Source organism: Leptothoe sp. PORK10 BA2 (assembly GCF_034932105.1).
In the GTDB taxonomy this organism is placed as follows: Bacteria; Cyanobacteriota; Cyanobacteriia; order Phormidesmidales; family Phormidesmidaceae; genus Leptothoe.
Window position 1 is genome coordinate 26,046 of the sequence record NZ_JAYGIG010000023.1, and the last position, 25,289, is coordinate 51,334.

At 51.4% G+C, this 25,289-nt stretch carries 18 protein-coding genes; 14 read left to right on the plus strand and 4 right to left on the minus strand.

Translation table 11 applies throughout. The annotated features are described in order from the left end of the window. Positions 1 to 41: 41 nt before the first annotated feature. Together VB741_RS08385 and VB741_RS08390 are read left to right on the plus strand one after the other, a co-directional pair. A complete protein-coding gene (locus VB741_RS08385) occupies positions 42 to 4,631 on the plus strand; it encodes an ELWxxDGT repeat protein (protein ID WP_323364711.1) in 4,590 nt (1,529 codons plus the stop codon). A gap of 28 nt (positions 4,632 to 4,659) precedes the next feature. Beyond that, positions 4,660 to 7,137, plus strand: coding sequence for a CHAT domain-containing protein (locus tag VB741_RS08390; protein ID WP_323364712.1), 2,478 nt, complete (start codon positions 4,660 to 4,662; stop codon positions 7,135 to 7,137). Between the two features lie 351 nt (positions 7,138 to 7,488). Here VB741_RS08390 and VB741_RS08395 read toward each other — a convergent pair whose 3' ends face one another. Further along, on the minus strand, positions 7,489 to 7,968 hold the full coding sequence (locus tag VB741_RS08395; RefSeq protein ID WP_323364713.1) for an Lrp/AsnC family transcriptional regulator: 480 nt from the start codon (positions 7,966 to 7,968) through the stop codon (positions 7,489 to 7,491). 393 nt (positions 7,969 to 8,361) lie between these two features. Between VB741_RS08395 and VB741_RS08400 the strand changes: the two genes are divergently transcribed. The 6 genes from VB741_RS08400 to VB741_RS08425 all read left to right on the plus strand — a co-directional run bounded on the left by VB741_RS08400 (position 8,362) and on the right by VB741_RS08425 (position 15,161). Then, positions 8,362 to 9,585, plus strand: a complete 1,224-nt coding sequence (locus tag VB741_RS08400; protein ID WP_323364714.1) for an ABC transporter substrate-binding protein — start codon at positions 8,362 to 8,364, stop codon at positions 9,583 to 9,585. A 3-nt stretch (positions 9,586 to 9,588) separates the two neighbouring features. After that, complete coding sequence (locus VB741_RS08405) at positions 9,589 to 10,743, plus strand: ABC transporter ATP-binding protein (protein ID WP_323364715.1); 1,155 nt, start codon at positions 9,589 to 9,591, stop codon at positions 10,741 to 10,743. Positions 10,744 to 10,757: 14 nt separating this feature from the next. Beyond that, positions 10,758 to 11,660: an ABC transporter permease gene (locus VB741_RS08410; RefSeq protein WP_323364716.1), complete on the plus strand. Its 903-nt coding sequence runs from the start codon at positions 10,758 to 10,760 to the stop codon at positions 11,658 to 11,660. Positions 11,661 to 11,664: 4 nt separating this feature from the next. Next, positions 11,665 to 12,498 (plus strand): ABC transporter permease, encoded by an 834-nt coding sequence (locus VB741_RS08415; RefSeq protein WP_323364717.1) that lies wholly within the window; start codon positions 11,665 to 11,667, stop codon positions 12,496 to 12,498. 107 nt (positions 12,499 to 12,605) lie between these two features. Further along, a complete protein-coding gene (locus VB741_RS08420) occupies positions 12,606 to 14,141 on the plus strand; it encodes an amidohydrolase family protein (protein ID WP_323364718.1) in 1,536 nt (511 codons plus the stop codon). Positions 14,142 to 14,165: 24 nt separating this feature from the next. Next, a complete protein-coding gene (locus tag VB741_RS08425; protein WP_323364719.1) occupies positions 14,166 to 15,161 on the plus strand; it encodes an aromatic ring-hydroxylating dioxygenase subunit alpha in 996 nt (331 codons plus the stop codon). Between the two features lie 56 nt (positions 15,162 to 15,217). On the opposite strand, the gene VB741_RS08430 is transcribed toward VB741_RS08425, so the two are convergent. After that, the gene (locus VB741_RS08430) at positions 15,218 to 16,621 is read right to left on the minus strand and encodes an aldehyde dehydrogenase family protein (protein WP_323364720.1); all 1,404 of its coding nucleotides are present in this window, start codon (positions 16,619 to 16,621) and stop codon (positions 15,218 to 15,220) included. An 85-nt stretch (positions 16,622 to 16,706) separates the two neighbouring features. Then, complete coding sequence (locus tag VB741_RS08435) at positions 16,707 to 17,888, minus strand: iron-containing alcohol dehydrogenase (protein ID WP_323364721.1); 1,182 nt, start codon at positions 17,886 to 17,888, stop codon at positions 16,707 to 16,709. Positions 17,889 to 18,638: 750 nt separating this feature from the next. On the opposite strand from VB741_RS08435, the gene VB741_RS08440 reads away from it, so the two are divergent. Further along, positions 18,639 to 18,782, plus strand: a complete 144-nt coding sequence (locus tag VB741_RS08440) for a hypothetical protein (RefSeq protein ID WP_323364722.1) — start codon at positions 18,639 to 18,641, stop codon at positions 18,780 to 18,782. Here the strand turns inward: VB741_RS08440 and glnT (VB741_RS08445) are convergent. After that, a complete protein-coding gene (gene glnT / locus VB741_RS08445; protein WP_323364723.1) occupies positions 18,772 to 20,097 on the minus strand; it encodes a type III glutamate--ammonia ligase in 1,326 nt (441 codons plus the stop codon). The genes VB741_RS08440 and glnT (VB741_RS08445) overlap by 11 nt on opposite strands. A 233-nt stretch (positions 20,098 to 20,330) precedes the next feature. Between glnT (VB741_RS08445) and VB741_RS08450 the strand changes: the two genes are divergently transcribed. From VB741_RS08450 to VB741_RS26275, 5 genes are all read left to right on the plus strand, one after another. Next, on the plus strand, positions 20,331 to 21,104 hold the full coding sequence (locus VB741_RS08450) for a type 1 glutamine amidotransferase (protein ID WP_323364724.1): 774 nt from the start codon (positions 20,331 to 20,333) through the stop codon (positions 21,102 to 21,104). 52 nt (positions 21,105 to 21,156) lie between these two features. Further along, positions 21,157 to 22,518, plus strand: a complete 1,362-nt coding sequence (gene glnT, locus VB741_RS08455; RefSeq protein WP_323364725.1) for a type III glutamate--ammonia ligase — start codon at positions 21,157 to 21,159, stop codon at positions 22,516 to 22,518. Between the two features lie 64 nt (positions 22,519 to 22,582). Further along, positions 22,583 to 23,344 carry a class II aldolase/adducin family protein gene (locus VB741_RS08460; protein WP_323364726.1) on the plus strand — a complete coding sequence of 254 codons (762 nt, stop codon included), beginning with the start codon at positions 22,583 to 22,585 and terminating at the stop codon, positions 23,342 to 23,344. A 216-nt stretch (positions 23,345 to 23,560) separates the two neighbouring features. Beyond that, positions 23,561 to 24,220 carry a flavodoxin family protein gene (locus VB741_RS08465; RefSeq protein WP_323364727.1) on the plus strand — a complete coding sequence of 220 codons (660 nt, stop codon included), beginning with the start codon at positions 23,561 to 23,563 and terminating at the stop codon, positions 24,218 to 24,220. A 676-nt stretch (positions 24,221 to 24,896) separates the two neighbouring features. After that, on the plus strand, positions 24,897 to 25,124 hold the full coding sequence (locus tag VB741_RS26275) for a DUF6597 domain-containing transcriptional factor (RefSeq protein WP_442786324.1): 228 nt from the start codon (positions 24,897 to 24,899) through the stop codon (positions 25,122 to 25,124). Positions 25,125 to 25,289: the final 165 nt, after the last annotated feature.

Below are 25,289 nucleotides of genomic sequence, written 5' to 3' on the forward strand. Positions count from 1 at the left end.
GCCTCCTCAAACGGTCCTTTAAATTCACGGAGTTTTCTCCCATGCTGCCAGTCGCCCTCCTTGCAGTTACCCTTCAGCCCAGTGCCCTACCTGCTGAACAATCCATAGAGCCTACGGTTCCTAGCGTGCTAGCTCCATCAGGCCAACCGTTGTTTAGCAATGGGACTAGGCCGCCCCTGCTAGCGCAGTCGATCACCCCCGCTGATGCGGGCACAATTGTTACCCCGAATGGCAACCAAATTGACATTACTGGGGGACAGGTTTCCGGTGATGGGGCCAACCTGTTCCACAGCTTCCAACAGTTTGGTCTGAGTGAACAAAAGACGGCTAACTTTGTTGCCAATCCCGAAGTGCAGAATGTATTGGGCCGAGTATTGGGGGGAGATGCCTCCTATATCGACGGCATTTTACGCATCAGCAACAGCGATGCCAATCTGTATCTGATCAATCCAGCAGGCATTCTCTTTGGTCCAAATGCCCGATTAGATTTGACCAGCAGTTTTACCGCAGCTACTGCCGATCGCATAGGGTTTGGCAACAGCTGGTGGGAGGGCTCAGGCACCAGCGACTACGGGCAACTGGTGGGGGACCCTGACCAGTTTTCCTTTAGAACTTTCCAGCCGGGCAGTGTGGTGAATCTTGGCGACTTAGCCGTTGGTGAAAACCAGGACCTGACGTTGCTGGGGGGTAATGTGGTGAATACCGGCAGCGTCTCTGCCCCCGGTGGACGCCTCACCCTGGCCTCCATCACCGGTCCCCAGACGGTGACCCTGGGAGCGATGGAGGGTCTCCTCACCATGGAGCTATCTCCAGAAGAGATTGATTTCACCCTCTCACCCTTGTCTCTTCCCCAGTTGCTAACGGGGGGCAACATCAATGAAGACAGCGGTTTAGTGGTTTCTCCCGATGGCACGGTGTCACTCCAGGGAGTGACCATGCCAGAAGATGGGGGAACTACTGCAGTGGCAGGGGATGTGGCCGCTCGTGCAGGGGGCGAAGTCAATTTATTGGGTCCTCGGGTGGCTTTGGTGGGGGCTACCGTGGATGCCTCTGGGATAGACGGCGGCGGGACTACTCGTGTGGGCGGTGGCTATCAGGGAAATGACAATGTTCCGAATGCGGCCCAGACCTATGTCAGTGCAGATTCAGTCATTCGTGCCGATGCCCTCAGCAACGGCGATGGTGGTCAGATAATTGTGTGGGCTGATCATACCACTCAATTTTTAGGTGAGATTACGGCACGCGGTGGGGCCAGTTCTGGTAATGGTGGCTTTGTTGAGGTATCTGGCAAAGAAAACCTGGCGTTTGTTGGCGATGTAGATGTCAGTGCACCGGCAGGGATTAATGGCCTACTACTGTTGGATCCCCAAAGGGTTGTGATTGGTGCCAATGGTGCAGATAACGCTGAGCTAGATGATGGGGAAATTTTTGCCAGCGATCCAGGCGGTACCTTTAATATATCCAGTGCCAAATTAGTCGAAATCTTAAACAACGGCGATGTGACCATTGCTGCCAGTGAGACCATCACCGTTGAGACCGACATTGATGCCTCTGGGAATGCCAGTAACAACGGTTTGACACTGACCTCTGATTTGATTGCCCTCAATGCTTCAATAATGACGAATAATGGCGATCTTACGTTTGTTGGCCCCGTGTTTATTGGTAACAATCTGGCTCTAAATACGGGCGGTGGCGGTGGCGATATCACCTTCCAGGACACCTTAAATGGCGTCGAAAATAGCTATGATCTAACGCTATTTACAGGGACGGGCGACATTCAGTTTCAAGATGCGGTCGGTGTTTTTAGAAATATCCCAGGAAGCAGTGCCCTGACGTTTCAAATTGCTGATATCAATCCTGATGGCAGTTCCTCTGCGGGGCCATTTACGCCCATCGGTGGCCTGGTGTATTTTGCCGCCGATGACGGCATTGTGGGTAGAGAACTCTGGCGCAGTGATGGCACCGAGGCTGGGACGTTGCTGGTGCGCGATATTTACCCCGGGACAAATAGCTTTGGCAATGCCAACAGTTCGTCTCCCGGTGAGCTCACCAATGTTGATGGGACGCTGTTTTTTACTGCTGAAGATGGTGCTGTGGGTAGAGAGCTTTGGCGCAGTGATGGTACAGAAGTTGGCACCCAGTTGGTGCGAGATATTTACTCAGGTGTCGATGGATTTGATCGTCCCAATGACTCATCTCCGTCAGAGTTGATTAACGTCGACGGGACTCTGTTTTTTACTGCTAAAGATGGTGCTGTTGGCATAGAGCTCTGGCGTAGCGATGGTACCGAAGCTGGCACCCAGTTGGTACGGGATATTTATACTGGAGTGAATGGAGTGGGTGCTCCCAATAGTTCCTCTCCTTTAGAGCTAACCAATGTAAATAATACGCTATTTTTTAGAGCTAACAATGATGTCTTTGGCAGAGAACTCTGGCGCAGTGATGGCACCGAAGCTGGCACTCAGCTAGTACGGGATATCTATGCTGGAATAGATGGATTTGGTAATCCTAACAACGCCTCTCCAGAGGAGCTGACTGATGTCAATGGGACTCTATTCTTTACGGCTGTTGATGGGGTTAATGGCAGAGAGCTTTGGCGTAGTGACGGTACCGTAGTAGGCACTCAACTGGTGGCCAATATCAAACCGGGAGATAGTGCATTTGATGGTCCGACTGTTTTGACTAATGTCAATGGCACCTTGTTCTTTACGGCTGATGACGATGTCAATGGACGAGAGCTTTGGAGTAGCGACGGGACTGGGCCAGGCACTCAACTGGTAGCCGATATTAATCCAGGAGGAGATGACGCCTTTGAGACCTCATTTTCTACTTCGGATCGGAATGGGCTGCTAACCAATGTCAATGGGACGCTATTTTTTACAGCAGATGATGGCACCAATGGACGAGAGCTTTGGAGTAGTGATGGCACCGGGGCAGGCACTCAACTGGTGGCTAATATTAATCCAGGTGTTAGCTCATTTAACGGACCAACCTCTTTGACCAATGTCGATGGCACTCTATTCTTTACCGCTATTGATGGCACTAATGGACGAGAGCTTTGGCGCAGCGACGGCACCGGGGCAGGCACTCAACTGGTGGCTAATATTAATCCAGAAGCTAGCTCATTTAACGGGCCAAATGCTTTGACCAATGTCGGTGGCACCTTATTCTTTACCGTAGACAATGGTGTAAGTGGGACAGAAATCTGGCAAACAAATGGCGTCCCCGCTCCGTTTGTTTTAGGTCAAGTGGGCTTACAAGTGACCGATCCGGGCAATGAGTATAGTGCTAATAATTTCACCGCCCAAGGCGATGTTTTAACAGCAGGGATGACGATAGAAACCCTGGCCGATATAGATGTCGATGGTGACCTCTCAAGTGTGGGTGGGAATCCTATCATGCTTGAAAGTCTTGGCAATATTAAAACCGGGACGATTACCAGTTCTGCCAATGCACCGATTACGCTCAATAGCGCTGGCGACATTACCACGGGTGCGATTCGTGTGCGTGGAGATGCTGCGGTAGATGGGGGAGCGATTTCGGTGACAGCAGGAGGCAGCATTGTGACTACATCAGTGGTTGATGGACAGCCAGCCGAAGTAACGTCACCGGGTCAAAACATTGAACTGACGGCGGGGGACAATATCCTGGTGGGTGCCATCGATACCAATGGATTTAGCACGGATAGTGGAGTCACTCTTCTCACAGAAAATGGAGATATCCAGGTTGATTATGTTGATACCGGTGCCGGGGGGATCGATATTACAGCGGCGGGCTCTTTCAGGGCGGTGGATTCCTTTATAAATAATTTCTCCCCCGGGCCAATCAATTATCCTCCCCTGGTGGACTACCTGGTATCCCAAGGGTATGATCGAGACGAAATTTTAGCTGGTAATGTCTCTCTAGCCAATGCTTTTTTGCCGGTTAGTTTGATTGCTCGTCCTGATGGCTCAAGTCTGCCTGCGGGTGCTTTGAATGCACCGATTACGGTGCGATATGGGGATGCTACGCGGGAAATTGCTAATGTTGAGTATCAAATTGGTGGTAGAGATAGTCGAATTTTAATCCAGGGAGATAGCCAGGAACGGTTTGTTTCAGGGCCTTTTTATGAGGGGCCAGAATTTGTTCCCGTTAACTCTGGTGACAGTCTAGAAGATTTTGATCCAGCCGCCCCGTTTGCCTTTACTAGCGGTGATGGCACACCCTATACCTATCCCTCTGAGGAGTTTCCTGTGGATACAAGTGGTTTAGCCGCTGGGATTGCCATTGGTGAAGGCACTGATAGTAGTCTATATGGTTCGTTGCAAAGTCAGCTATTTGAGGGGGTTGACGGCGGTGGCGGCGGCGGCGGTGGTGGCGGTGGCGGCGGTGGTGGCGGTGGCGGCACTGGTGGCGGTGGCGATAACGTTGTTAAGAATGAAGTTACCACTGTGGCAGAGGTACCTCAGTCAGTTGAGCAAATTGAGAATGACGGGAATTCGAATATATGTGATGAGAACCCAGATAATATTGTCGCCACTAACGATATTCTTTCCATTGATGATGAACTGGTAGCTGACGCTCGATCGGCCTCTAGCCAGCTGATGTCTAATTGTGGTGTTGATGGGGAGGAGGAATCCATAGAGAACTAAATTACAGTTGTCTATGGGGAGAAATGGTATGGGTCACTATCGGCGGCTGTGTAGATTTTTAGGGGGGTTTTTGCTATCCCTATGGCTTACGGTCGGGATTGGGTTTCAGGGGCTGAGAGCGGTGGCGCGCGCTCCATCACTGTCTGAGCAGACTAATCAAGCCCAGACTAATCAAGCCCAGGCTAATCAAGCCCAAGGCCACCTTGAGCAGGGGATGGCGGCCTATCGGTCTGGACAATTGCTAGAGGCCATTGACCATTGGCAACAGGCTGCAGAATTATTTCAAGCACCTCAACAACGGGCGCGGATGTTGGCCAATTTAGCGGTGGCCTATTATGAAACGGGACAATATTTGAATGCTCTGGAAACCAATAAAACAGCGTTGGCGTTATTTTTAGCCCTAGACCAAACGGCGGCTGTAGGTAAGGTGCAGAGCAATTTGGGAAATGTGTATGAGGCGCTTGGAGACTATGCCAGTGCCATAGAGGTCTATAGTGCTAGCCGAGACATTGCTCGGAGGATGGGCAATCAACGAGCAGAAGGGGTGAGTATCGCTAACCTGGGGTATATCTATTCTGTTCAAGGCGATCAAGATGCCGCTCTGGCGCTGTACCGGGAGAGTCTTGCGATCGCAACCGCCCTAAACGACTCCGAAGGCACAAGCCATCGCCTTTTAAACATGGGTCTTGCCTACCATGTCCTAGGCAATATCTCCCAAGCCACCGAACTCTATGAACAGAGTCTGGCCATTGCCCAGGAAAATAACTACGCCACCCTAGAAGCCACCGCCATGAGAAGTCTGGGCATGGCAGCGGAGGATCGCAACAACTATGACCAGGCCATTGACTACTACCACCAGAGTCTGGCCATCATCGAGCCGCTGCACCACCCAGAACTAACGGCCCAGATCCTCAATAACCTGGGCCACACCTATCTGATCGCCCATCGCCTTCCAGAGGCCGAAAATAGCCTCAGGGAGGCGATTCAGCAACTGGACAACCTGCGGGCCAACCTGAACGATGCCCAAGGGGTATCTGTCTTTGACACCCAAATTTATAGCTATAATCTGTTAACCCAAATCTTAGTGGCCCAGGACAAGATTGAAGCCGCGTTGGAAATTGCCGAGTTGGGCCGAGCCCGGGCCTTTGTCAAACTGATTGCCGAACGTTCCGACGATGCCCAACTGGCAGCGGCTAACCAGACACCCAGTATTCAACAAATTCGCCAAATTGCCCAAGACCAACGGGCTACCCTGGTGGAATATACCCTCGTACCAGACGAAAGCTTTAAGGTCCTGGGTAAGCAGCGGGGCAATGCAGAACGGCTATATATTTGGGTGGTTCAGCCGACGGGGCAGGTGGACTTTCGCCAGGTGGATCTGTCCCCCCTACAACAGGAGAAGGGCCTGTCCATTGGCAAGCTGGTGGAAACCAGTCGCGATCGCAGCGGCATTCGAGGCGACACCCGTGGCCGGATCCAACCCGGTGACCAGGTGCGACGCGAAGGCGAGCCCCTGGACTGGAAACCCTATGACGTCATCGCCATCGATCCCCGGGTGGGCACCGTTACCCTGAGTCATCCCGACTTTACCCTGCCCAATCCCGTTGTGCCCCTCAGCGACGTTTATCCAGTCAACGCCTCGTCCTTTACCCCTGTTTTAAAACCCACATCCCAATGGCAAGATCTACACCAACTGTTGATTGCCCCCATTGCCGACCTGTTACCCCAGGACCCTGAGGAGCGAGTAGTTTTTATTCCCCAGGAGCAGTTGTTTCTGGTCCCATTTCCCGCTCTCCAAGCGGCAGATGGCAGCTACCTAATTGAGCACCACACCATCCTCAGTGCCCCGGCAATTCAGATTTTGGGCCTAACTAACCGTCACAATAGTCTCGGCGAGGAACAGCGAGAAAAACAGCCCGTAGGACCGCCCCTGGTGGTCGGCAACCCCAGCCCCATGCCCGAAAACCTCCAGGCCCTGCCCCATGCCGCGACGGAAGCCAATGGCATTGCCACTGTCCTGTCCACCCGAGCCTTAACCGGCCATACCGCCACAGAAACCGCCATCAAACACCGGCTATCCACCGCCCCCCTAATTCACCTAGCCACCCACGGGTTCTTTAACGAAACCAATCCACTCCAAGGCTCCCTGGCCCTCGCCCCCAGCGACGACCAAGACGGTTTTCTCACCGCCGAAGAAATTCTCACCCAGTCCCTCAGGGCTAATTTAGTCGTACTGAGCGCTTGTGATACCGGACGTGGGCAGATTACCGGCGACGGTGTGATTGGTCTATCCCGATCATTTCTAGCCGCAGGGGCAGAAAATGTCATGGTTTCCCTATGGCAGGTGCCCGACGATGCCACCGCCCAGCTGATGATCGAGTTTTATCGACAGCGACAGCATTTGGACAATGCCCAAGCCCTGCGCCAGGCCATGTTGACCACTCGGCAGCAGTACCAGAATCCATTAGCATGGGCCGCCTTTACCCTGATTGGTGCCATGAATTAGGACCCCTGGCATAGCCTGAGGTTCAAATTGCACTGCTTAACACTAACTGCGCTGCTAAAACGTAAATTCGAAATAGCGAACCCATCAGGCTATAACTCTGGAAGTGGATGCAACAGCATTGTCTCCCGAATCACCCGTCGTCATAGGTTCAACATAGTCACCGTGAATCAACCAGTTGCGTATTGTAGAATACCAGACTGAAATCTGTTCTTTAGATCAAGGATTCGACATAGATGGGGTCTAACAACAAGGCTTGAGCAAAGGGGTTAACAAAGGGTCAAACTCAAGAATCTAGCAACTTTAGCGGTTTGAAGATACGAATACCTGAAGCTTCAATAAAATTTAGGATGGCTAACTCAAAATATATTTGTACTCGGCTTTTAGGAGTTTCATGACCACCTGGGATTCATAGCGAATTACCCCTGGAATTTTGTGGAGTTTATCGTAGAAGGCCAACATTTCATCGTGGGCGCCAAAGCAGACATCAATGACAATATTGTGATGGCCAGCGGTAATGGCCACAAACTGAACCTCTTCAATGTCAACGAGGGCCGCCGCCACCGATTCAATTTTATTGGTTTCTACAAAAAGCTGAACAATGACCACATGGGGCGTACCCAAATGCTGCGGATTTGGGGTGGCGTGAACTTTGACAATTTTGGATTTCAGCAGTCGTTGCACCCGGTAGCGGGCAGTGGCTTCCGGTAGACTCAGACGCTTGGATACTTCAGTAAAGGACAGACGACCATCGATTTTTAATAGGCTAATAATTTTGCGATCGAGATCGTCAACGGCAAACAGGGTATTGGATTCAGCGTTTATCTGAGCCATGGCCAAAAAAACAAGTTTTGAGTACTATCTTACTATTTTAGCAATTATTTATCTTGAGATGACTATTGTATTAAATTTGACTATTTAGAATTGCTACTTACTTTAGACTTGCATTCTAGATTTAAGACTTTAGTAACAGGACGATGATCTTATGGATTGTTGGAGGTATGCTTAGTTTTCTCTTTAAAGAACCGAACAACTGGTAGGCGTAGCTGTGGAGTGGGGCATGCGTTTAGGTTGAGGTAATCGTTTCACGTCTAGATTTCTTGCCTGGGCAGGCAGGGCTCAACCCTAACCAGAATATTGTTTGCGGACCACTTTCCTGATATCGCCGCCAGTATGGCGAGCACTTCACCAATCTTTCTTGAACTGTTTTCACATTCGGAGAATTCTATGAACCAGCGATATAACCCCTTGGTGACAGGTCGGGAAATGACCTTTAGCTCCTTGTCTCGCCGCCGTTTTATTCGCTATAGCTCTCTAGCTGCAGGGGCATTAGCCGCCACAAAGTTGACGAGTTGTGGATCTAGTCCAGCCCCCACTGAAACCGAGGCTGCGGATGCTGGAGAGGTTGTCGCAGAGGGTGGTGACAAAATCCTCAGAATCCTTTCTTGGTCGGGTTACGATGAGCCGGAAATCATCGGTCCCTTTGAAGAGGAAATGGGGGTTAAGGTTGAGTTTAAAACCTATGTGGGCGGTGAGCAGATGCTCCAATTTTTTAACCAGTCGCCCCCTGGTACGTTTGACGGCATCATTTCGGATGGAGAGTATGTTGTTAAACTGATGGAGTTGGGTGCCATTACGCCCCTGACGGCTGCTGACTTTCCAAATTTGTCCGACTACAACGCTGTCTATAAGGAATTCCCGGCGTTCTCCCCAGAGGGCAAACTGATGGCGGTCGGGACCCGCTTTGGTAACTACGGTATTGCCTTTAACACTAAGTTTCTGAAGCCGGAAGAGGTGACTAGTTGGGACGTTCTGGCCCGGGAAGATTTGAAGGGTAAGGTAGGTTTCTTTGATTGGTATTTGCCTAACATGGGAAATGCCAGCCTGGCGCTTTTCCCAGACAATCCTAACCCCTACGACCTGACTGATGATCAGCTGGTGCAAGTGAAGGATTGGCTGGTGAAGATTAAACCCAACGTGACGTTGATTACCCCCAATATTCAGGATATTACCAATGCCTTTATTAATGAGAGCATTGTGGCAGGGCCGGTGGGTGACTGGTTGATTCAGAATGCGATCGCAGATGGAAAAACTCAATTCGCTGCGGTTGTCCCCAAGGAAGGGGCTATTCGCTGGAGTGAAGGGGCCACCGTCGCCGCCCAAAGTAAGAATCCGGAACTAGCGCTAGAGTGGGCTAAGTACATGAGTACTCCTGAGGTTCAGGCTCGTCTGGCCAATGCTAAGGCCTACAAGGGGTTGGCCCCTAACTTGAAGGCCGTTGACCACCTGAGCGAGGCAGAGAAAGAACTGCTGGGTTACATTCCTGACCCTGCAAATCCTGGTAAAACCATCATGGAAACCCAACTGGGGCTCACCCGTGCTCGCCAGCTACCCGTCAACCAACCCGAACAGGCCTGGCAAGATTATTACAACGAATTTAAGACCAGCTAACCTATGAACCCATCGCTCTCATCTATGGCGATTGAACCGCCCCAGGCCAGCGCCGCACCTGCGGTTTCCCAGAATCTGGAACTGCGTCAGGTGTCAAAGTTCTATGGTCGCCAGCGGGTCCTCCATGACATTGACTTGAGCGTCAAGCAGGGAGAATTCATCGCCATCATGGGACCGAGCGGTTGTGGCAAAACTACTCTGCTGCGGGTCGTGGCGGGGCTGGAGGGGATCGCTGCTGGCTCGGTGGTTTTGCAAGGAGAAGACATTACCCAGCGTCCTGTACATCACCGTAATACACCGATGGTGTGGCAGAGTTTTGCGCTGTTTCCCCATTTGAATGTGCAGCAAAACATCGCCTTTGGGCTCACCTTGGTGCCGCATCGCAAAGCAGAGGTACGGCAAAAGGTGAAAACCATGGCGTCGCTGATGCATTTAGACGAGTTGCTGAATCGTCGGATCAGTCAACTCAGTGGTGGACAAAAGCAGCGAGTTGCGATCGCCAGAGCCCTAATTACAGAACCCCCCATTCTGCTCCTCGACGAACCCATGAGTGCCCTCGACCCCCACTTGAGGGTGAGAATGCAGGGGGAACTGAAGCGACTACAGCAGTCCTTGGGGATTTCTTTTTTCTACGTCACCCACAACCAGAACGAAGCCTTTTCCATGGCGGATCGCGTCGTGGTAATGAACCAGGGGCGAATTGAGCAGATCGGGACCCCAGCGGAAATCTACAACCAGCCAGCCACTCATTTTGTGGCGGAGTTTGTGGGGAATAACAACCTGTTTGATGGCCAGGTGGTAACGGTCAATGGCACCACGGTCACGGTGAAATGTCCCCAGGGGATTATGCAATCCATCTCAGAGGTGCCCCACGCTCCGAGTGACCAGGTGACGGTAGTTGTTCCAGCCGATCGGATTGAGCTGACGACCCAACCCAGTTCAGGGCAAAACACCATTCAGGCTATTTTGCGGGGGCGAGAATTCCTCGGTTCTCAGGTGATCTACTTGCTAGAAACCGCTACTGGTCATGAGGTGCGGGTCATTCGTCAGGAGTCCTTGAGCGACAGTTTAGGCACCCCGATCAACGCCGACCTTTACCTGTCCTGGCGGACCCAGGATACGGTTTTGCTAGAAAACGGAGGCCCAAACGGACGTTAGCCATGCGCCTACCCATGCAACGCCCCAAGGCCAGCTGGACCCCTGACGAGGCCAGCTCTCTGAAATACATCTGTCTGGCTCCTGTGGTGCTCTACGACAGTCTATTTTTTCTGTTGCCCCTGGTGTTTTTAATTTGGATTGGCTTCTGGTCAGTGGAAAATTATCAGGCGATACCAGGGTTTTCCTTGGCGAACTATGGCGATATTTTCAGCCAGTTGTTCACCAAGTCTCGGTATGCCTTTGCCATTGCCCAATCCCTTTGGGTGGCGACCACCACCACTTTGCTGGGGCTGTTGTTGTGCTATCCCTTTGCCCTGGTGCTTGCCTTTGTGGTGCCGCCATCCCTGCAGCGGTTTGCCCTGGTGTTGGCGATTGCCCCTTTCTGGACCAGTTACATTTTGCGGCTCTACGCCTGGCAAACGGTGATCAATACAAACGGATTGCTCAATTCCCTGCTAGTGCAATTGGGCTGGATTGAAACGCCGCTACAGATCATTTTTACCCAAGTGGGTACTCGCATTGGGCTGATTCACTATCTGGCTCCAATTATGATTTTGATCTTGTATCTGGTATTGCGCAGCATTGATCCCACCCTGCTCAGGGCTTCCCAAAACCTGGGAGCGACCACTTGGCAAACCTTTTGTCGAGTGTTGCTGCCCCTGAGCAAGCCCGGGATTGTTTACAGTGCTGTGTTTGGCTCGATCATTAGCCTCGGGGATGTGCTGTCGGGCATTATCCTCGGGGGAGGGACAGGGAAGTCAATTTTAGGGTCTTTCCCTTTGTTTTCGACGGTCATTTTCAATGAATATGCCGCATCGACTAATCTGCCTCGCACCTCGGCTTTGGCCACATTGCTGATTGGCATCATGGTGTTAATTTTGGTGGCAGGTTTGCAATTTTCAACGGTGGAGGAATAGGACCATGCCATCAAAATCTTGGTCAACTCGGGCCTGGTCAAGCCAGGCACTTACCCTAGGCGGCTGGATTTATCTGGTGCTGGGGTATGGTCTACTGATGCTACCGATTATCACCCTGGTGGTCTTTTCCTTTGAAAACTCTCGTTTTCCCACCTTGCCTTGGACGGGGTGGACCTGGGCCTGGTACCAAGATCTATTTCAGGATGGCACCCTGATTCAGGCCTTGCAAGCGAGTTTGTTGGTTTCTCCGTTGGCGGCTGCGATCGCAACTATCCTCGGGTTCTTTGGAGCCTATGCCCTCAATCGGTTTGAGTTTCGGGGCAAACAAGCCCTGACTATTTTGTTGATTGTGCCTATTTTGGTGCCGCCTTTGATTCTCGGGGTAGCCTTTTTGGGATTGCTTTCGCGGGTCAACCTCCAGGGTCAGCTGTATAGCATTCTGATTACCCACGTGGTCATTCTGTTACCGACGGCAATCGCCCTGATTACCCTACGGTTAATACAAATGCCCAAAGCCATTGAGCAAGCTGCTTGGAATCTGGGGGCAACAGAATGGCAGGCACTCTGGCGAGTGGTTTTACCCTGGACGTTACCAGGGATTGCCGGAGCCTTTTTACTGGCCTTCACCTTTTCCTTTGATGAGTTTGTGATTGCTTGGTTTGTGTCGGGGTTTGAACCCACCTTGCCAGTGGCCATTTACAACTTTTTAGGATCTAATTTGTCCCCTTCCCTCAACGCCATCGGTACCCTGGTATTTTTACTTTCCATCGTGCTGTTGGTGGGGGTGGAATTGTTGCTGATTCCCATGCTGCTGAACAAACCGGCCCAATCTCGCTGACCAAACCGGCCCAATCTCTCTAGTCCCAACTTCTTTATACCCAAGGAGATGGGGTCCAATTTCGTTAACTAGACCATCTCGCAGTGGGCATTGCTCACCATACGGCCATGACAACCAGTCGATATTTAATCCAGCAAGCCACGATCATGCCCTGCACCCTACAACCGGATGGGGCTTTAGATTTAGTCCCTCGCGTCCAGGATGTGCTGATTGTAGGGGATCAGATCGTTGAAGTTGCCGACCACATTGAACCGGGGCCTGAAACCACCCAGGTCATCAATGCCCGTAACCATCTGCTGGTGCCTGGCTTTGTCAATGCCCATGCCCACTCCGCTGAGATTTTGGAAAAGGGCCGCTATGAAGCCTTACCGTTAGAACTCTGGATGCTCTATTCCTACCCTCCCCTCAAGGGGAAGCACCTGAGTCCCCGCATGTGTTATCTGCGCACGGTGATCGGAGCACTGGAAGTCATTAAGACCGGCACCACCACCCTCCAGGATGATCTGATTGAGCTGCCTTACATTACCCCAGAGATTTTTGCAGCGGTGGCCCAGGCCTATATCGACGTGGGTTTGCGGGTTAGCCTCACCCACCATGTGATCAACCTGCCCCTGTATAAAACCATTCCCTACCTGGACGAATTCTTGCCCGACGATGTGCGGCAGGACCTCGATGCCATGACAGGGCTGGATGATGACGCCTGGCTCTCCTTGTTCAAAGCGTCCTACGCTGACTGGCACGGCAAAAATGGGCTGATCACCCTCGCCCTCGCCCCCTCTGCCCCCCAACGGGTGACGCCAGATTTGATGCATCAGATTGGGGAAATCTCAGAGTCTCTGGACATTCCCATCCACACCCACATGCTGGAAACCAAAACCCAGGCGGTGACAGGCCCTGAGTTTTACGGTCCCGGCGAGTCCGTGGTGAGCTATGGCAAACAGCATGGTATTTTGACCCATCGAACGGCCATTGCCCATGGCATCTGGTTAACTGATCAAGATGTGGAACTGATTGCGGCAGCTGGAGCGACGGTTATTCATAACGTAGTTAGCAACCACCGGCTGTGCAGTGGGATTGCGCCGATTCGTCAGTTGATGGATGCCGGGGTGAATATTGCCCTCGGGTCTGACGGCATGAGTTCCAATGATTCTTTCAATATGTTTGATGTGCTGAAGATGGCAGGACTGGTTCATTCTGTTACTCGGCCTGACTATTCTCGTGCTCCTCGCGCTCGGGATGTATTGAAGTGGGCGACCTATGGGGGGGCCAGGTCAGCGCTATTGCAGGATCAGGTGGGTGCGATCGCACCCGGTTTTAAGGCCGACTGTGTCCTCTACGATCTGAACACCACCAGCTTCATTCCTCGCGGTGAGTTGCCCATTCATCTGGTTTACGCTGAGCACGGCGCATCGATTCGTAAAGTCTTCATCAATGGCCAGTTGGTAGTGGCAGACGGTACGGTGCTAACGGTCGACGAATCTGCCCTGTTAGAAGAATTGCAGGATTTACTCACCGAGTATGAGCCAGAACGGGCCGAACTCTACCGCCAGGCCGAACGCCTGCTGCCCGCCGTCGAAGCAACCTACCAAAAAGCCATGGCTCAACCCCTAGCCATCGAGCGTTTCACCCGGATTGAAGAATAACTGAATCAGGGCTCCACCCGAATTATGTTGACTGTCAACCCACCCCCTTTAACCGATCCCGTTCTATACAATGCCTGGCACGTAGTCGCTCTGGCGACAAGCTTGGGCTGCCAAAAACCTCTCCAGGTGCATTTGTTGGGGGAGAAAATTGTCCTTTGGCGAGATGGCGAGCGCATTATTGCCTGTCAGGATCGCTGTCCCCATCGGGGGGTGTCGCTGGCCATGGGAGAGGTGAGCTGCAACCATACCCTGGTTTGTCCATATCACGCCATGGAGTTTGACCCAGAGGGTCTCTGCACAAGAATTCCGGCGGATTTGAAGCTGACGACATTCCCCCAAGGGGCCAACCTGCGCACCTACGCCGTTCAAGAAAAATACGGGTTTATTTGGGTGGCCTTGGGAGAGCCGGTCCAGGAAATTCCCCAGTTTGTGGAATGGGGGAAACCCGATACGATCTCGTTTCAATGTGGTCCATATGCCATCAATACCAGCGCACCGCGCATTCTGGAAAACTTTGTCGACATTGCCCACTTGCCCTTTATCCATCGGGATCTGTTGGGGGATCCAGAGTTTCCAGAGGTTTCAGACTATAAGCTGACGGTGCACAAGGATGAAATCATTGCTAGCGATATTCACTTTTATCAACCCAACCCCGAGGGCACGGGTGAAGCTAAGTCCGTGACCTATGTGTATAAGATTGTGCGGCCCATGGTTGCTTGGTTTCGAAAGGGGGATGACCATCGGCAGTTTTCCATTTTTATTGTAGTAACGCCGGTGGAAGAGACCCGGAGTATTGTCTGGTTGGGCGTGGCTCGAAACTATTCGCCGGAGGTCTCGAATGATACATTGCGCGCATTTCAGGATAATGTTATGGCCCAAGATGTGCCGATGGTAGAGTCCCAGCGACCCCAGAAATTACCCCTTGACCTGCAACAAGAGTTTCACTTTCCCTGTGACAAGATGTCCATTGCCTACCGTAAATGGCTGAAGCAACTGGGGCTTAAGTTTGGCACCTGTTAAACGGTCTCAGACGGCGCAGGCCAAACAGTTTCTGGAGCGCGCCGGGTTAAGGGAGATTATCCTTGCTTCAAATGCCAGCCCCGGGGCTGCAAAAAGACAGAGATCCCTAAGGTGGAGAGGGTGGAGCCTATACCAGAATGGTTTCGGCCGGTCCAGGGCAGTTGGGGGCTGACGCGATCGCAACAGTTCCAATAGGCTGTACCACTACTCACTTGGGCCAAAATTCCCACGGCTCTTTCTCGCTGAGAGCTATACACCGCAGCCGTGAGGCCATAGTTGGTATCATTCATCAGGGCCACGGCGGCCTCATCACTGTCCACCCGTTGAATGCCAATGATGGGGCCAAAGGTTTCTTCGACCATGACGGTCATGTCATGGGTGACATCCGTTAGCACCGTCGGGGCAAAATACCAGCCGGGGCGGTCCACTTGCTGTCCCCCGCAGAGGACGGTAGCCCCTTTGTGGATGGCATCTTGCAGCTGCTGTTCAATAACTGACAGCTGAGGTTTACGACTCAAGGGGCCTAGATAGGTGTTGGCATCCGTTGGGTCACCCAGCTTAAATCCTTGCACCGTCTGCACAAAGGCTTCCACAAAGGGTTCGTAGATATCGGTGTGGACATAAATTCTCTCTACGGCACAGCAGCTTTGGCCATTGTTATAGAAAGCGCCATCGGCCAACGCGGCGGCGACGGCGGCCACATCCACCACATCGTCACAAATATAGGCGGGGTCTTTGCCCCCCAGTTCTAACTGCACTTTGAGTAGCTTGGGGGCCACGGCCACGGCAATTTTTTGGCCGGTGCCATAGGAGCCGGTAAAGAATACACCGTCGATGGGTTGTTCGAGCAGGGCGGCTCCGGCTAGTCCTGTGCCGATAATGGGAACAAAAATGTCGGGGGGGATGCCGGATTCATGGAGGAGATTTGCGATCGCAAGTCCCGTCATTGTGGCGATCTCCGATGGTTTATAGACCACGGCATTGCCTGTGAGTAGGGCTGGGACAAAGACATTTGAGCCGACAAAATAGGGATAGTTCCAAGCGGAGATATTGGCGACTACCCCCAGGGGATCGAAAGTAAGGACTTCTTCTAGCTGGCCGGTGCCGGGTATTGCTTGCCAGGGGTCTTGATGCACCCGTTTGGGGGTGAGTACCTGGGCGACATTTGCCAGGAAAAAATCAATCCGGGGAGGGGTACCTAGAATTTCGTTTTTAGCTAGGGTGATGGGTTTGCCAGTTTCGGCAGAGAGGATGGCTGCTAGGGCATCTGCTCGTTCTAGTAACAGATTTTTGAAGGTTTTGATGGACTCGATGCGGTCTGTTAGGGGCTTAGCAGCCCAGGCGGGCTGGGCATTACGGGCTTGTTTTACCTTTTGTGCGATCGCAGCAGGTTCATCGACCGGAATCTCTTTGATTAATTCTTCTGTGGCGGGGTTGATAACAGAAAGTGTCTGGGACATGGGGCTTTTTTAGGGGTTGTTAAAGAGTGGGTTTATGGTTTTAGGGGTAGTGATTATGGGGAAGAGGATGCTGTTTAGTGACTCCTTAGGCGGCAAACGCATCTTGGTAAATGGCATAAAAATCAGCTTCGGTCACTGGTCTGGGGTTACATGGATGACAACCATCGTCAATGGCTATGCTCACCAGCTCACTCACCGTTGCTGTTGATATGCCTAAGGCACTGAGGCAGGAAGGAATGCCAATGGCGTCTGATAAGACTACAATCCAGTCGATCAAAGCCTGACCATTTTCGGCGGAGGGGTCAACAACCCGAGCCATGCGTAGAAACTTTTCGGGTTCGGCTTCGAGGTTAAACCGCATGGCGGCGGGCAGCATGATGCCGTTAGCTAACCCATGGTGGGTGTCGCATAGGGTGGAGAGGGCATGGGCACAAGAATGGGTGACGCCGAGACCTTTTTGAAATGAGATCGCGCCCATCATGGAGGCATTTAACATACCGGCCCGAGCTGCTAAATGGGCAGCTGGGTCAATTTCCTCACCGGCAGCTTGTTTTTGAGCAAATGTGACACAGTCCTTAAGATGGTGGGCCACCAGATGGATTCCTTCTAGGGCAATGCCATCACATAGGGGATTTGTCCCCTTGGCGAGGAAGGCTTCAATTAAATGGGTGAGGGCGTCCATCCCCGTGGCAGCTGTAATTTTGGCAGGTAATCCTAAGAGTAATTCGGGATCGGCCAGCACCACCTTAGGTAACAGTTGGGGATCAAAGACAATCTTTTTAGCGTGGGTCTCATCGTCAGAAATGACGGCACTGCGGCCTACTTCACTGCCCGTACCGGCGGTGCTGGGGATGGCAACAATGGGGGGAATCGGCTGATCGATGGGGCGGGTACTGTTGCCATCTTCGTAGTCAAACAGGTGACCCGGATGGTGGGCCATGAGGGCAATGGCCTTGGCCACATCCATGGGGGCACCCCCACCCACGGCGACAATACCATCGGCATTGTGGTCCTGATATACGGCAACACCGGTCGTCACTTGAGACACCACTGGGTTGCCCCATACACCGCTGAAGGTGACTGCTGCCATGTCCCTTAGGGAGTCTTCTATGGTGGTAAACCAAGGCAGTTTTGCCACATCCCGATCGGTTACTATCAGCGGCCGCTGAATGCCCAGGGCAGCAAGTTCTGTTGTAAGTTCATGGCAAGAACCTGGACCGAATCGTATTTTGGTTGGAAAGTTATAGGTGCTGATGTCAGAGGCCATAGGGTTTAGTTTGAACAGTAACGGTCAGTGACGGTTGTGGTTTTGACTCTCAGGGTTGACCCACCCCGTTGCCCCTCCCAGGAGGGGATGAGGTCTGGGATGAGCGATATTAAATCCTGCATGGGCATTGCTCTCCTGGGTAAACTATCTCAGAGGCAGACTATCCCCTCCTGGGAGGGGTGTCCAACGGACGGGGTGGGTCAACCATTAACGCCAGTATAGAAATACCCCTCAAGTATTCTCAAATATTTATTAATGTGGTATCCAACGGTTGTGGTTTTGACTCATCAGGGGTGACCCACCCCGTTGCCCCTCCCAGGAGGGGATGAAGTCTGGGATGAGCGATATTGAATACTGCATGAGCATTATTCTCCTGGGTACACTCTCTCAGAGGCAGACTATCCCCTCCTGGGAGGGGTGTCCAACGGACGGGGTGGGTCAACCGTTAACGCCTCCATAGAAATACCCCTCAAATATTAATGTACTGCTCCCAGGAGGGGATGAAGTCTGGGATGAGCGATATTAAATCCTGCATGAGCATCATTCTCCTGGGTAAATTATCTCAGAGGCAGACTATCCCCTCCTGGGAGGGGTGTCCAACGGACGGGGTGGGTCAACCGTTAACGCCAGTATAGAAATACCCCTCAAGTATTCTCAAATATTTATTAATGTGGTATTCAACAGTTGTGGTTTTGACTCATCAGGGGTGACCCACACCGTTGCCCCTCCCAGGAGGGGATGAGGTCTGGGATGAGCGATATTAAATACTGCATTAGCATTATTCTCCTGGGTAAACCTATCTCAGAAGCAGACTATCCCCTCCTGGGAGGGGTGTCCAACGGACGGGGTGGGTCAACCGTTAACGCCAGTATAGAAATACCCCTCAAATATTAATGTACTGATTCATCTCCCAGTCAGTTACCTGGGAACAGAATGCGTTCCATTCTTTTTGCTTAAACTCAAAGAATGTCTTCGCCCCTAATTCTCCTAAGGTCTCCATTAGCAACTCATTTTTCTTTAACGTTTCCAGAGCCTCATACAGATTAGTGGGCAGCGTTTCTAAATCAGGAAACTCAGACCCACGGGCAAATAGATTTTCATCAATCCGTTTGCCTGGGGAGGTTTGATTTTTGATGCCGTCCACCCCGGCGGCGAGCAACCCGGCCAGGGCCAGATATAGGTTGGCAGCTCCGTCGATGAGGCGGCATTCAAAACGGCCTGCTTCGGGAATGCGGAGCATGTGGGAGCGATTGTTGCCACCATAGGAAATGTAGCGGGGGGTCCAGGTACTACCGGATGCGGTCATGCTAGCGCCCAGGCGTCGATAGGAATTGACCGTGGGGGCAAACAGAGCGGTTAAGCCTTTGGCATGGTTGAGTACGCCCCCCAGGAAGTGATACCCCACGGGGGATAAACCACCCTCGTCGGCTCCCTCTGCAAAGCTGTTGGTCGCCCCCTGCCACAGGCTGTTGTGGACATGGCCACCGCTGCCGGTGATGTGGCTAAAGGGCTTGGGCATGAAGGTGGCGGTGTACCCCCGCTGTTCGGCCAGGGTTTTGACCATATATTTGAAGAAGACGTGGCGATCGCAAGTGGTGCGGGCATCGCTGTAGGTCCAGTTCAGCTCAAACTGGCCGTTGGCGTCTTCATGGTCACATTGGTAAGGTCCCCAGCCCAACTGTTCCATGTAGTCTACCAGGGTGGAGATCAGATCAAACTGGCGCATCAGATTGACCTGGTCGTAGCAGGGCCGTTCTGCTGTGTCTAAATCGTCGGCAATGGCATACCCTGTTTCTGTTTTTTTAAGTAGGAAAAACTCGGCTTCCACCCCCGCCTTGTAGGTGTATCCCAGCTCGGTACACTGGTCTAATACCCGATTGAGGATCATGCGAGGAGCGGCGGGAAAGGGTTTGCCTTCAAAATACACATCGCTAGCGACCCAACCCACAGTGGGCTCCCACGGCAGCTGAATGAGAGAGTCTGGATCGGGAATAGCCGCAATCTCTGGCGCATCCGGTCCTAGACCTAGGTTAGAGGCAAAGGAACAAAAGAAAGCACCGTCCTTTTCCACCGACGCAATTTGTGTAGCTGGCACCAGCTTGGCCCGAGTACCCCCTAATAGATCGGTATAGGATACGAGGAAAAATTTAATTCCCAGTTCCTTTGCTTTTTCTACTAGTGTTTTTGTCTGCGTGAGCGTTCCCACCATAGTTCTGAGGATCCCTAGCGTATGACCTCAGTAAAACAGTGCAAATGAGATACTTTTGTAGCTGAGGCTACCGTCTGCTCAGGGTCTAGGATTGATTGACCTTGGCTGACTCTTTGCCGAATTGTGACATTTTGTTTTAAAGCGATGATCGGTTAAAGGGCAGGTTAAACAGCATATTTTAGGGGGAGAGTTCGTCAGCATTCAAACAGTTTTACTGGCAAGATCTTGCTAATATGGCCAGGAATAAATATTGTGAGAAATTTGGGGTTGCGATCGCAATGAAAATCCTAGTTATCCAAAATAGTGTTCGAGATCCCATCGGCCTTTTGGGTGACCAGCTTGTCCAATTGGGGGCAGAGCTTTCCACCTGGTTGCCAGAACAGCAGCTTATGTCACCTAACGGTGACTTTTCCGGGCTCATTATCCTAGGGGGCCACATGAACGCCCATGAGGATGCTCAATATCCCCATCTCAAGCAGGTGGTTGAACTCATCCATCAGTTCCATGCAGAAAACAAGCCCATTATGGGGGTGTGTTTGGGCGCTCAGCTGATTGCCCGTGCCTTTGGTTCCCAGGTCTATCCCCATAGCAAACCAGAGCTAGGATTCTCTCCCTTGAGAGTTGTAGAAGCTCTGGCCCCAGAGCTCTGGCTACAGAATTGCCCCTTGGATTTACACATTATGCAGTGGCATTTCGACACCTTTGATCTGCCGGTGCAAGCAACCCTGTTAATGACCAATGATCTCTGTGCCCATCAGGCCTATCGCATTGGCACCAATATCTACGGGTTTCAATTTCATCTGGAAGTAACACCAGACATCATTACCGATTGGCTAACGGCAAAAAGTGAGTGGATTGAGACCAACTATCCCCAGCTAGATCAGCAAATCCAGACCCAGATCCAGGCCCATGCCGAGGGTGCAGCTACCTTTGCCGCCCAGGTTGCCCAGGACTGGTCAGCACTGTGTCTAGATGCCAACCCAACCCAGAAGATTGTTTCTGTTTAGGAGACAAGTTTCTCTCCCCTGCCCCCCAACTCCCCTGCCCCTCTCCCCCACCATGTACCCCCACATCTCCCCCCTCTCCCCTAAACTCCAATCCCTCCAGGATTCCCTCAAAGAAAAGGGTGTCAAGTATGCCATGGCCAGCTTTGTGGACATCCATGGCATGTGCAAGGGAAAAGTTGTTCCCATGGCTCACTTTGATCGCATGATGCAGGGTTCAGAATTGTTTACAGGGGCCGCCCTCGATGGGGTGCCCCAAGCCATTAACGATGACGAAGTCGGCACCATGCCTGACCCGGACAGTGCCACTGTGCTGCCCTGGAATTCAGAGATCGTCTGGTTTGCAAGTGATTTGCATCTGGTGGGTCAACCCTTTGAAGCCTGTTGTCGCACAATTCTGAAAAATGTGCTCAAGCAAGCGGCGGACATGGGCTTCCGTTTTAATCTAGGGATTGAGACAGAGTTCTTTATCTTAAAAGAAAATGAAACGGGGTTTGGGCCAGTTAGCGATCGCGACACGCTACCAAAAGCGGCCTATGCTCTGCCCACGGTGTTAGATAACTATAAAATTCTAGACAAAATTGTCAGCGCCATGAACAGCCTGGGTTGGGATGTGTATTCCTTTGACCATGAGGATGCCCAGGGCCAGTTTGAGACAGATTTTACCTACTGTGATGCGCTAAAAATGGCGGACCGGCTCACATTCTTCCGATTTATGGTGAAGGAACTAGCGAGGGAGGAAGGGTATTTTGCCAGCTTTATGCCCAAACCCTATGCCAATCAGACAGGAAGCGGTGCCCATTACAATATGTCCCTGGCGGACCCTGAAACTGGGAAAAATCTGTTTGAAGATGCCAGCGATCCAAATGGTCTTTCTAAATTAGGGTATCAGTTTATTGCGGGCGTACTCAAACACGCTAAGGCCATTGTGTCAGTCACCTGTCCCACGGTGAATAGCTATAAACGACTGGTGCGTAAGGGTAGTATGTCCGGCTTTACCTGGGCTCCGGTCTATATTTGCTATGGCAATAATAACCGCACTAACATGCTACGGATTCCCCTGGGGGGTGGTCGAGTAGAATGTCGGGCAGCGGACATTGCCACCAATCTCTACTTGGGGGCAGCGATGATCTTGGCGGCAGGTTTAGAAGGCATTCGGGAAGGGATGGATCCGGGGGAGCCCCATACGGAGAATATGTATCTGTATTCCCTGGAGGAACTGAAGGCGATGGGCATAGAGACATTGCCAAAGACGTTGGGGGATGCCATATCCGACTTTGCTGCTGATCCTCTGAGTAAAGAGGTGATGGGACCCTTGATGTATAAGACCTATGTGGACTTCAAAACCCAGGAATGGGAAGAGTACCACTGCCATGTATCAGACTGGGAGATCCAGCGCTATCTAAAGTTCTTTTGACAATCCATTAGTAGTTTGGCCAAAGTTAGCTTGAATAGGGGGTGCGTCTATATGAGGTAAGGACATGTCAAACCTGAGTTTCCCCACTCCACCCACCTTTGACCATTGGGAAGATGAGCGCCGTCATCGCCAACAGCGCTTAGCCGCCGCCTTTCGGCTATTTGCCCATTATGGGTTCGATGAAGGGGTGGCTGGACACATCACTGTGCGCGATCCTGAATGGCCAGATTGCTTTTGGGTAAATCCGTTTGGCATGTACTTTGGTCACATTCGGGTCTCTGATCTGTTGTTGGTTAATCACAAAGGGGAGGTGATCCAAGGGGATAAGCCCATCAATGCAGCAGCGTTTGCGATCCACTCCCAAATTCACCAGGCCCGACCCGATGCTAATGCGGCGGCCCACGCCCACTCACTCCATGGTAAAACTTGGTCCACCCTGGGGCGTTTATTGGATCCACTAACCCAGGATGCCTGTGCGTTTTACGAAGACCATGGGTTGTTCGATGACTATACCGGGGTGGTGCTGGATCTCGAGGAGGGTAAACGCATTGCCCATACCCTGGGGGACCGAAAAGCAGTGATCTTGCGTAACCATGGTTTACTCACCGTTGGCCATACGGTGGATGAGGCCGCCTGGTGGTTTATCACGATGGATCGCTCTTGCCAGGCACAACTGATGGCAGAAGCAGCGGGCAAGCCAGTGTTGATTGAGCCCGAAACAGCCAGCTTAACTTACAGCCAGATTGGTTCCCATCGCATTGGGTGGTTTAGTTTTCAGTCCCTATATGACAAGATCGTTCGTCAGGAGCCCGATTTGTTGGAGTAGCGTAAGAGGCACCGAAAGTTTTTACCACGCTGAGAGGTTAACCGGACTGAAAATTTGACCTATATCTGCCCAATATAAGCAGGCTATAGGTCAAACTTGAAGTGGGGTTGAACCTGACTCAGTGCAAGATTTGTGTATCTCTACCTGCGGATCAAAACCTGCAGATCAAAGCAATCGGACGTTCGTTAAATTTATTTAGTAACCAACCGTTTTGGCATGAATCATTCAAAAAAGCTACTTATTATTGTCGGTAGTCCTCGTCGAACGGGTAACTCGGCCACCCTTGCCGCCGCCGTTCAGCGGGGAGCTGAAGCAGCAGAAATGCAGGTATCGCTACGCTTTATTGACGATTCGATTACAAGCTTTTTACGGGATTGTCGTCAGTGTCGTCTGCCCAACGGGGAATGTGCCATTGAAGATAATTTCCGGGCGTTATTTTTTGATGACTTTTTGCCAGCGGATGGAGTCGTTTTTTGCTCACCCGTTTATTGGTATGGGTTGTCTGCCCAAACGAAAGTGTTTTTTGATCGGACATTTTGCTACTACGCGGCTTCCTATCCTGACTCTGCCCAAGTTATGCATCAGATGACCCACAAACGCATCGGTCTGGTACTGGCATCCGAGGAAACCTATCCGGGGGCATCGCTGGGGATTGTCCATCAGATTCAGGAATATTGCCGTTATACCCATTCTGAGTTTGTCGGTGTGGTGCATGGTGTGGGCAACAGTCGCAGTGAAGTGTTGCGCGATCCGAGTGCCCCCATTGTGGCAGCTGAGCAGCTGGGGCGAGAGATTTTTAATCGCAAATACTCTGACTTTCGGATCGATACTGAACGCAGCGGGCGGGTTTGGCCTCAAGATGACGGCCAATCTTGATCTCTACCAGTATGGAGTTCAAACCCCAAGAGTGGGAAGAGTAACGCTACCCTCAGTACGGGGCAAAAGTTTGAAACATACACATCCTTCTAAATTTGACTCAACCCCAGCAGCAGAAAGCCTTTCAGAAGGTCATTATAGTTTTGCCCTGTACATAGGAACGTAGATTGCTTCAGTTCGATAGGAATAATGCTTCAGCCGAATAGCATCACGTACCTGGTCGAGTCATTTCTTAGGACGAGGCTCAGACGATGACATGGAATGAAGGCAAAGGAGCAGAGGGTAAATAAATCCTAAGCAGCACCAGCCGTATATAGAAGGGATGCTTATACTGAAACTTTCCACCTAATCACCCATATAGGTGAATTAGGCTGACGTATTTCTACCTAATCACCCGCATAGGGATCTTAAGCAGAAATATTTCCACCTAATCATCTGTATGGGCTAGATAGGTGGAAACTTTCCCTCTAAGTAATAGTTATACCTCACGAGTTCCACATATACCCTCCCATGCCTTCAATATCGGAAAATCTCACACCGATGCTTGGTGGTTCGAGATTTCCTACTCGCAATTTTTACACTGGTTTTTCTGTCCCTCACCGTCACTCTTTTGCAAGTAATGCTTGCTATTCACGTTAAATAACAGAGTATAAAATGTTATGAATTAAGACAAGTTATGTATAATCCAATCCGAGACGGTATAGAAAAAACGGTACGATCAGTTCGATATACTGAGACGAAACCACCGAATAATTTGTCTGGATTGGTACATTGTTTTTGGGAACTCAAAACAGATAGTGCGCTAACAAACGATTTTTGTCTTCATGCTTTGCCCGATGCCTGCGTGAACATTCTATTTAACCAAGCAGACACAAAAATAGCGGGGGGTTACCAGACTGCGTAATACTTTCGAGGTGCTTAATCTGGGCAAGATGTTTCATTAGCGTCATCGTTATCATTGTCAGAGCTGTGAGCGAGATTTTGATGACCTGACGAAAAGTATCTTCTCGGGGCGTCATCAGCCGCTTCGCGTGTGGGTGGTCTGCTTATATCTAATGGGGCTTAACCT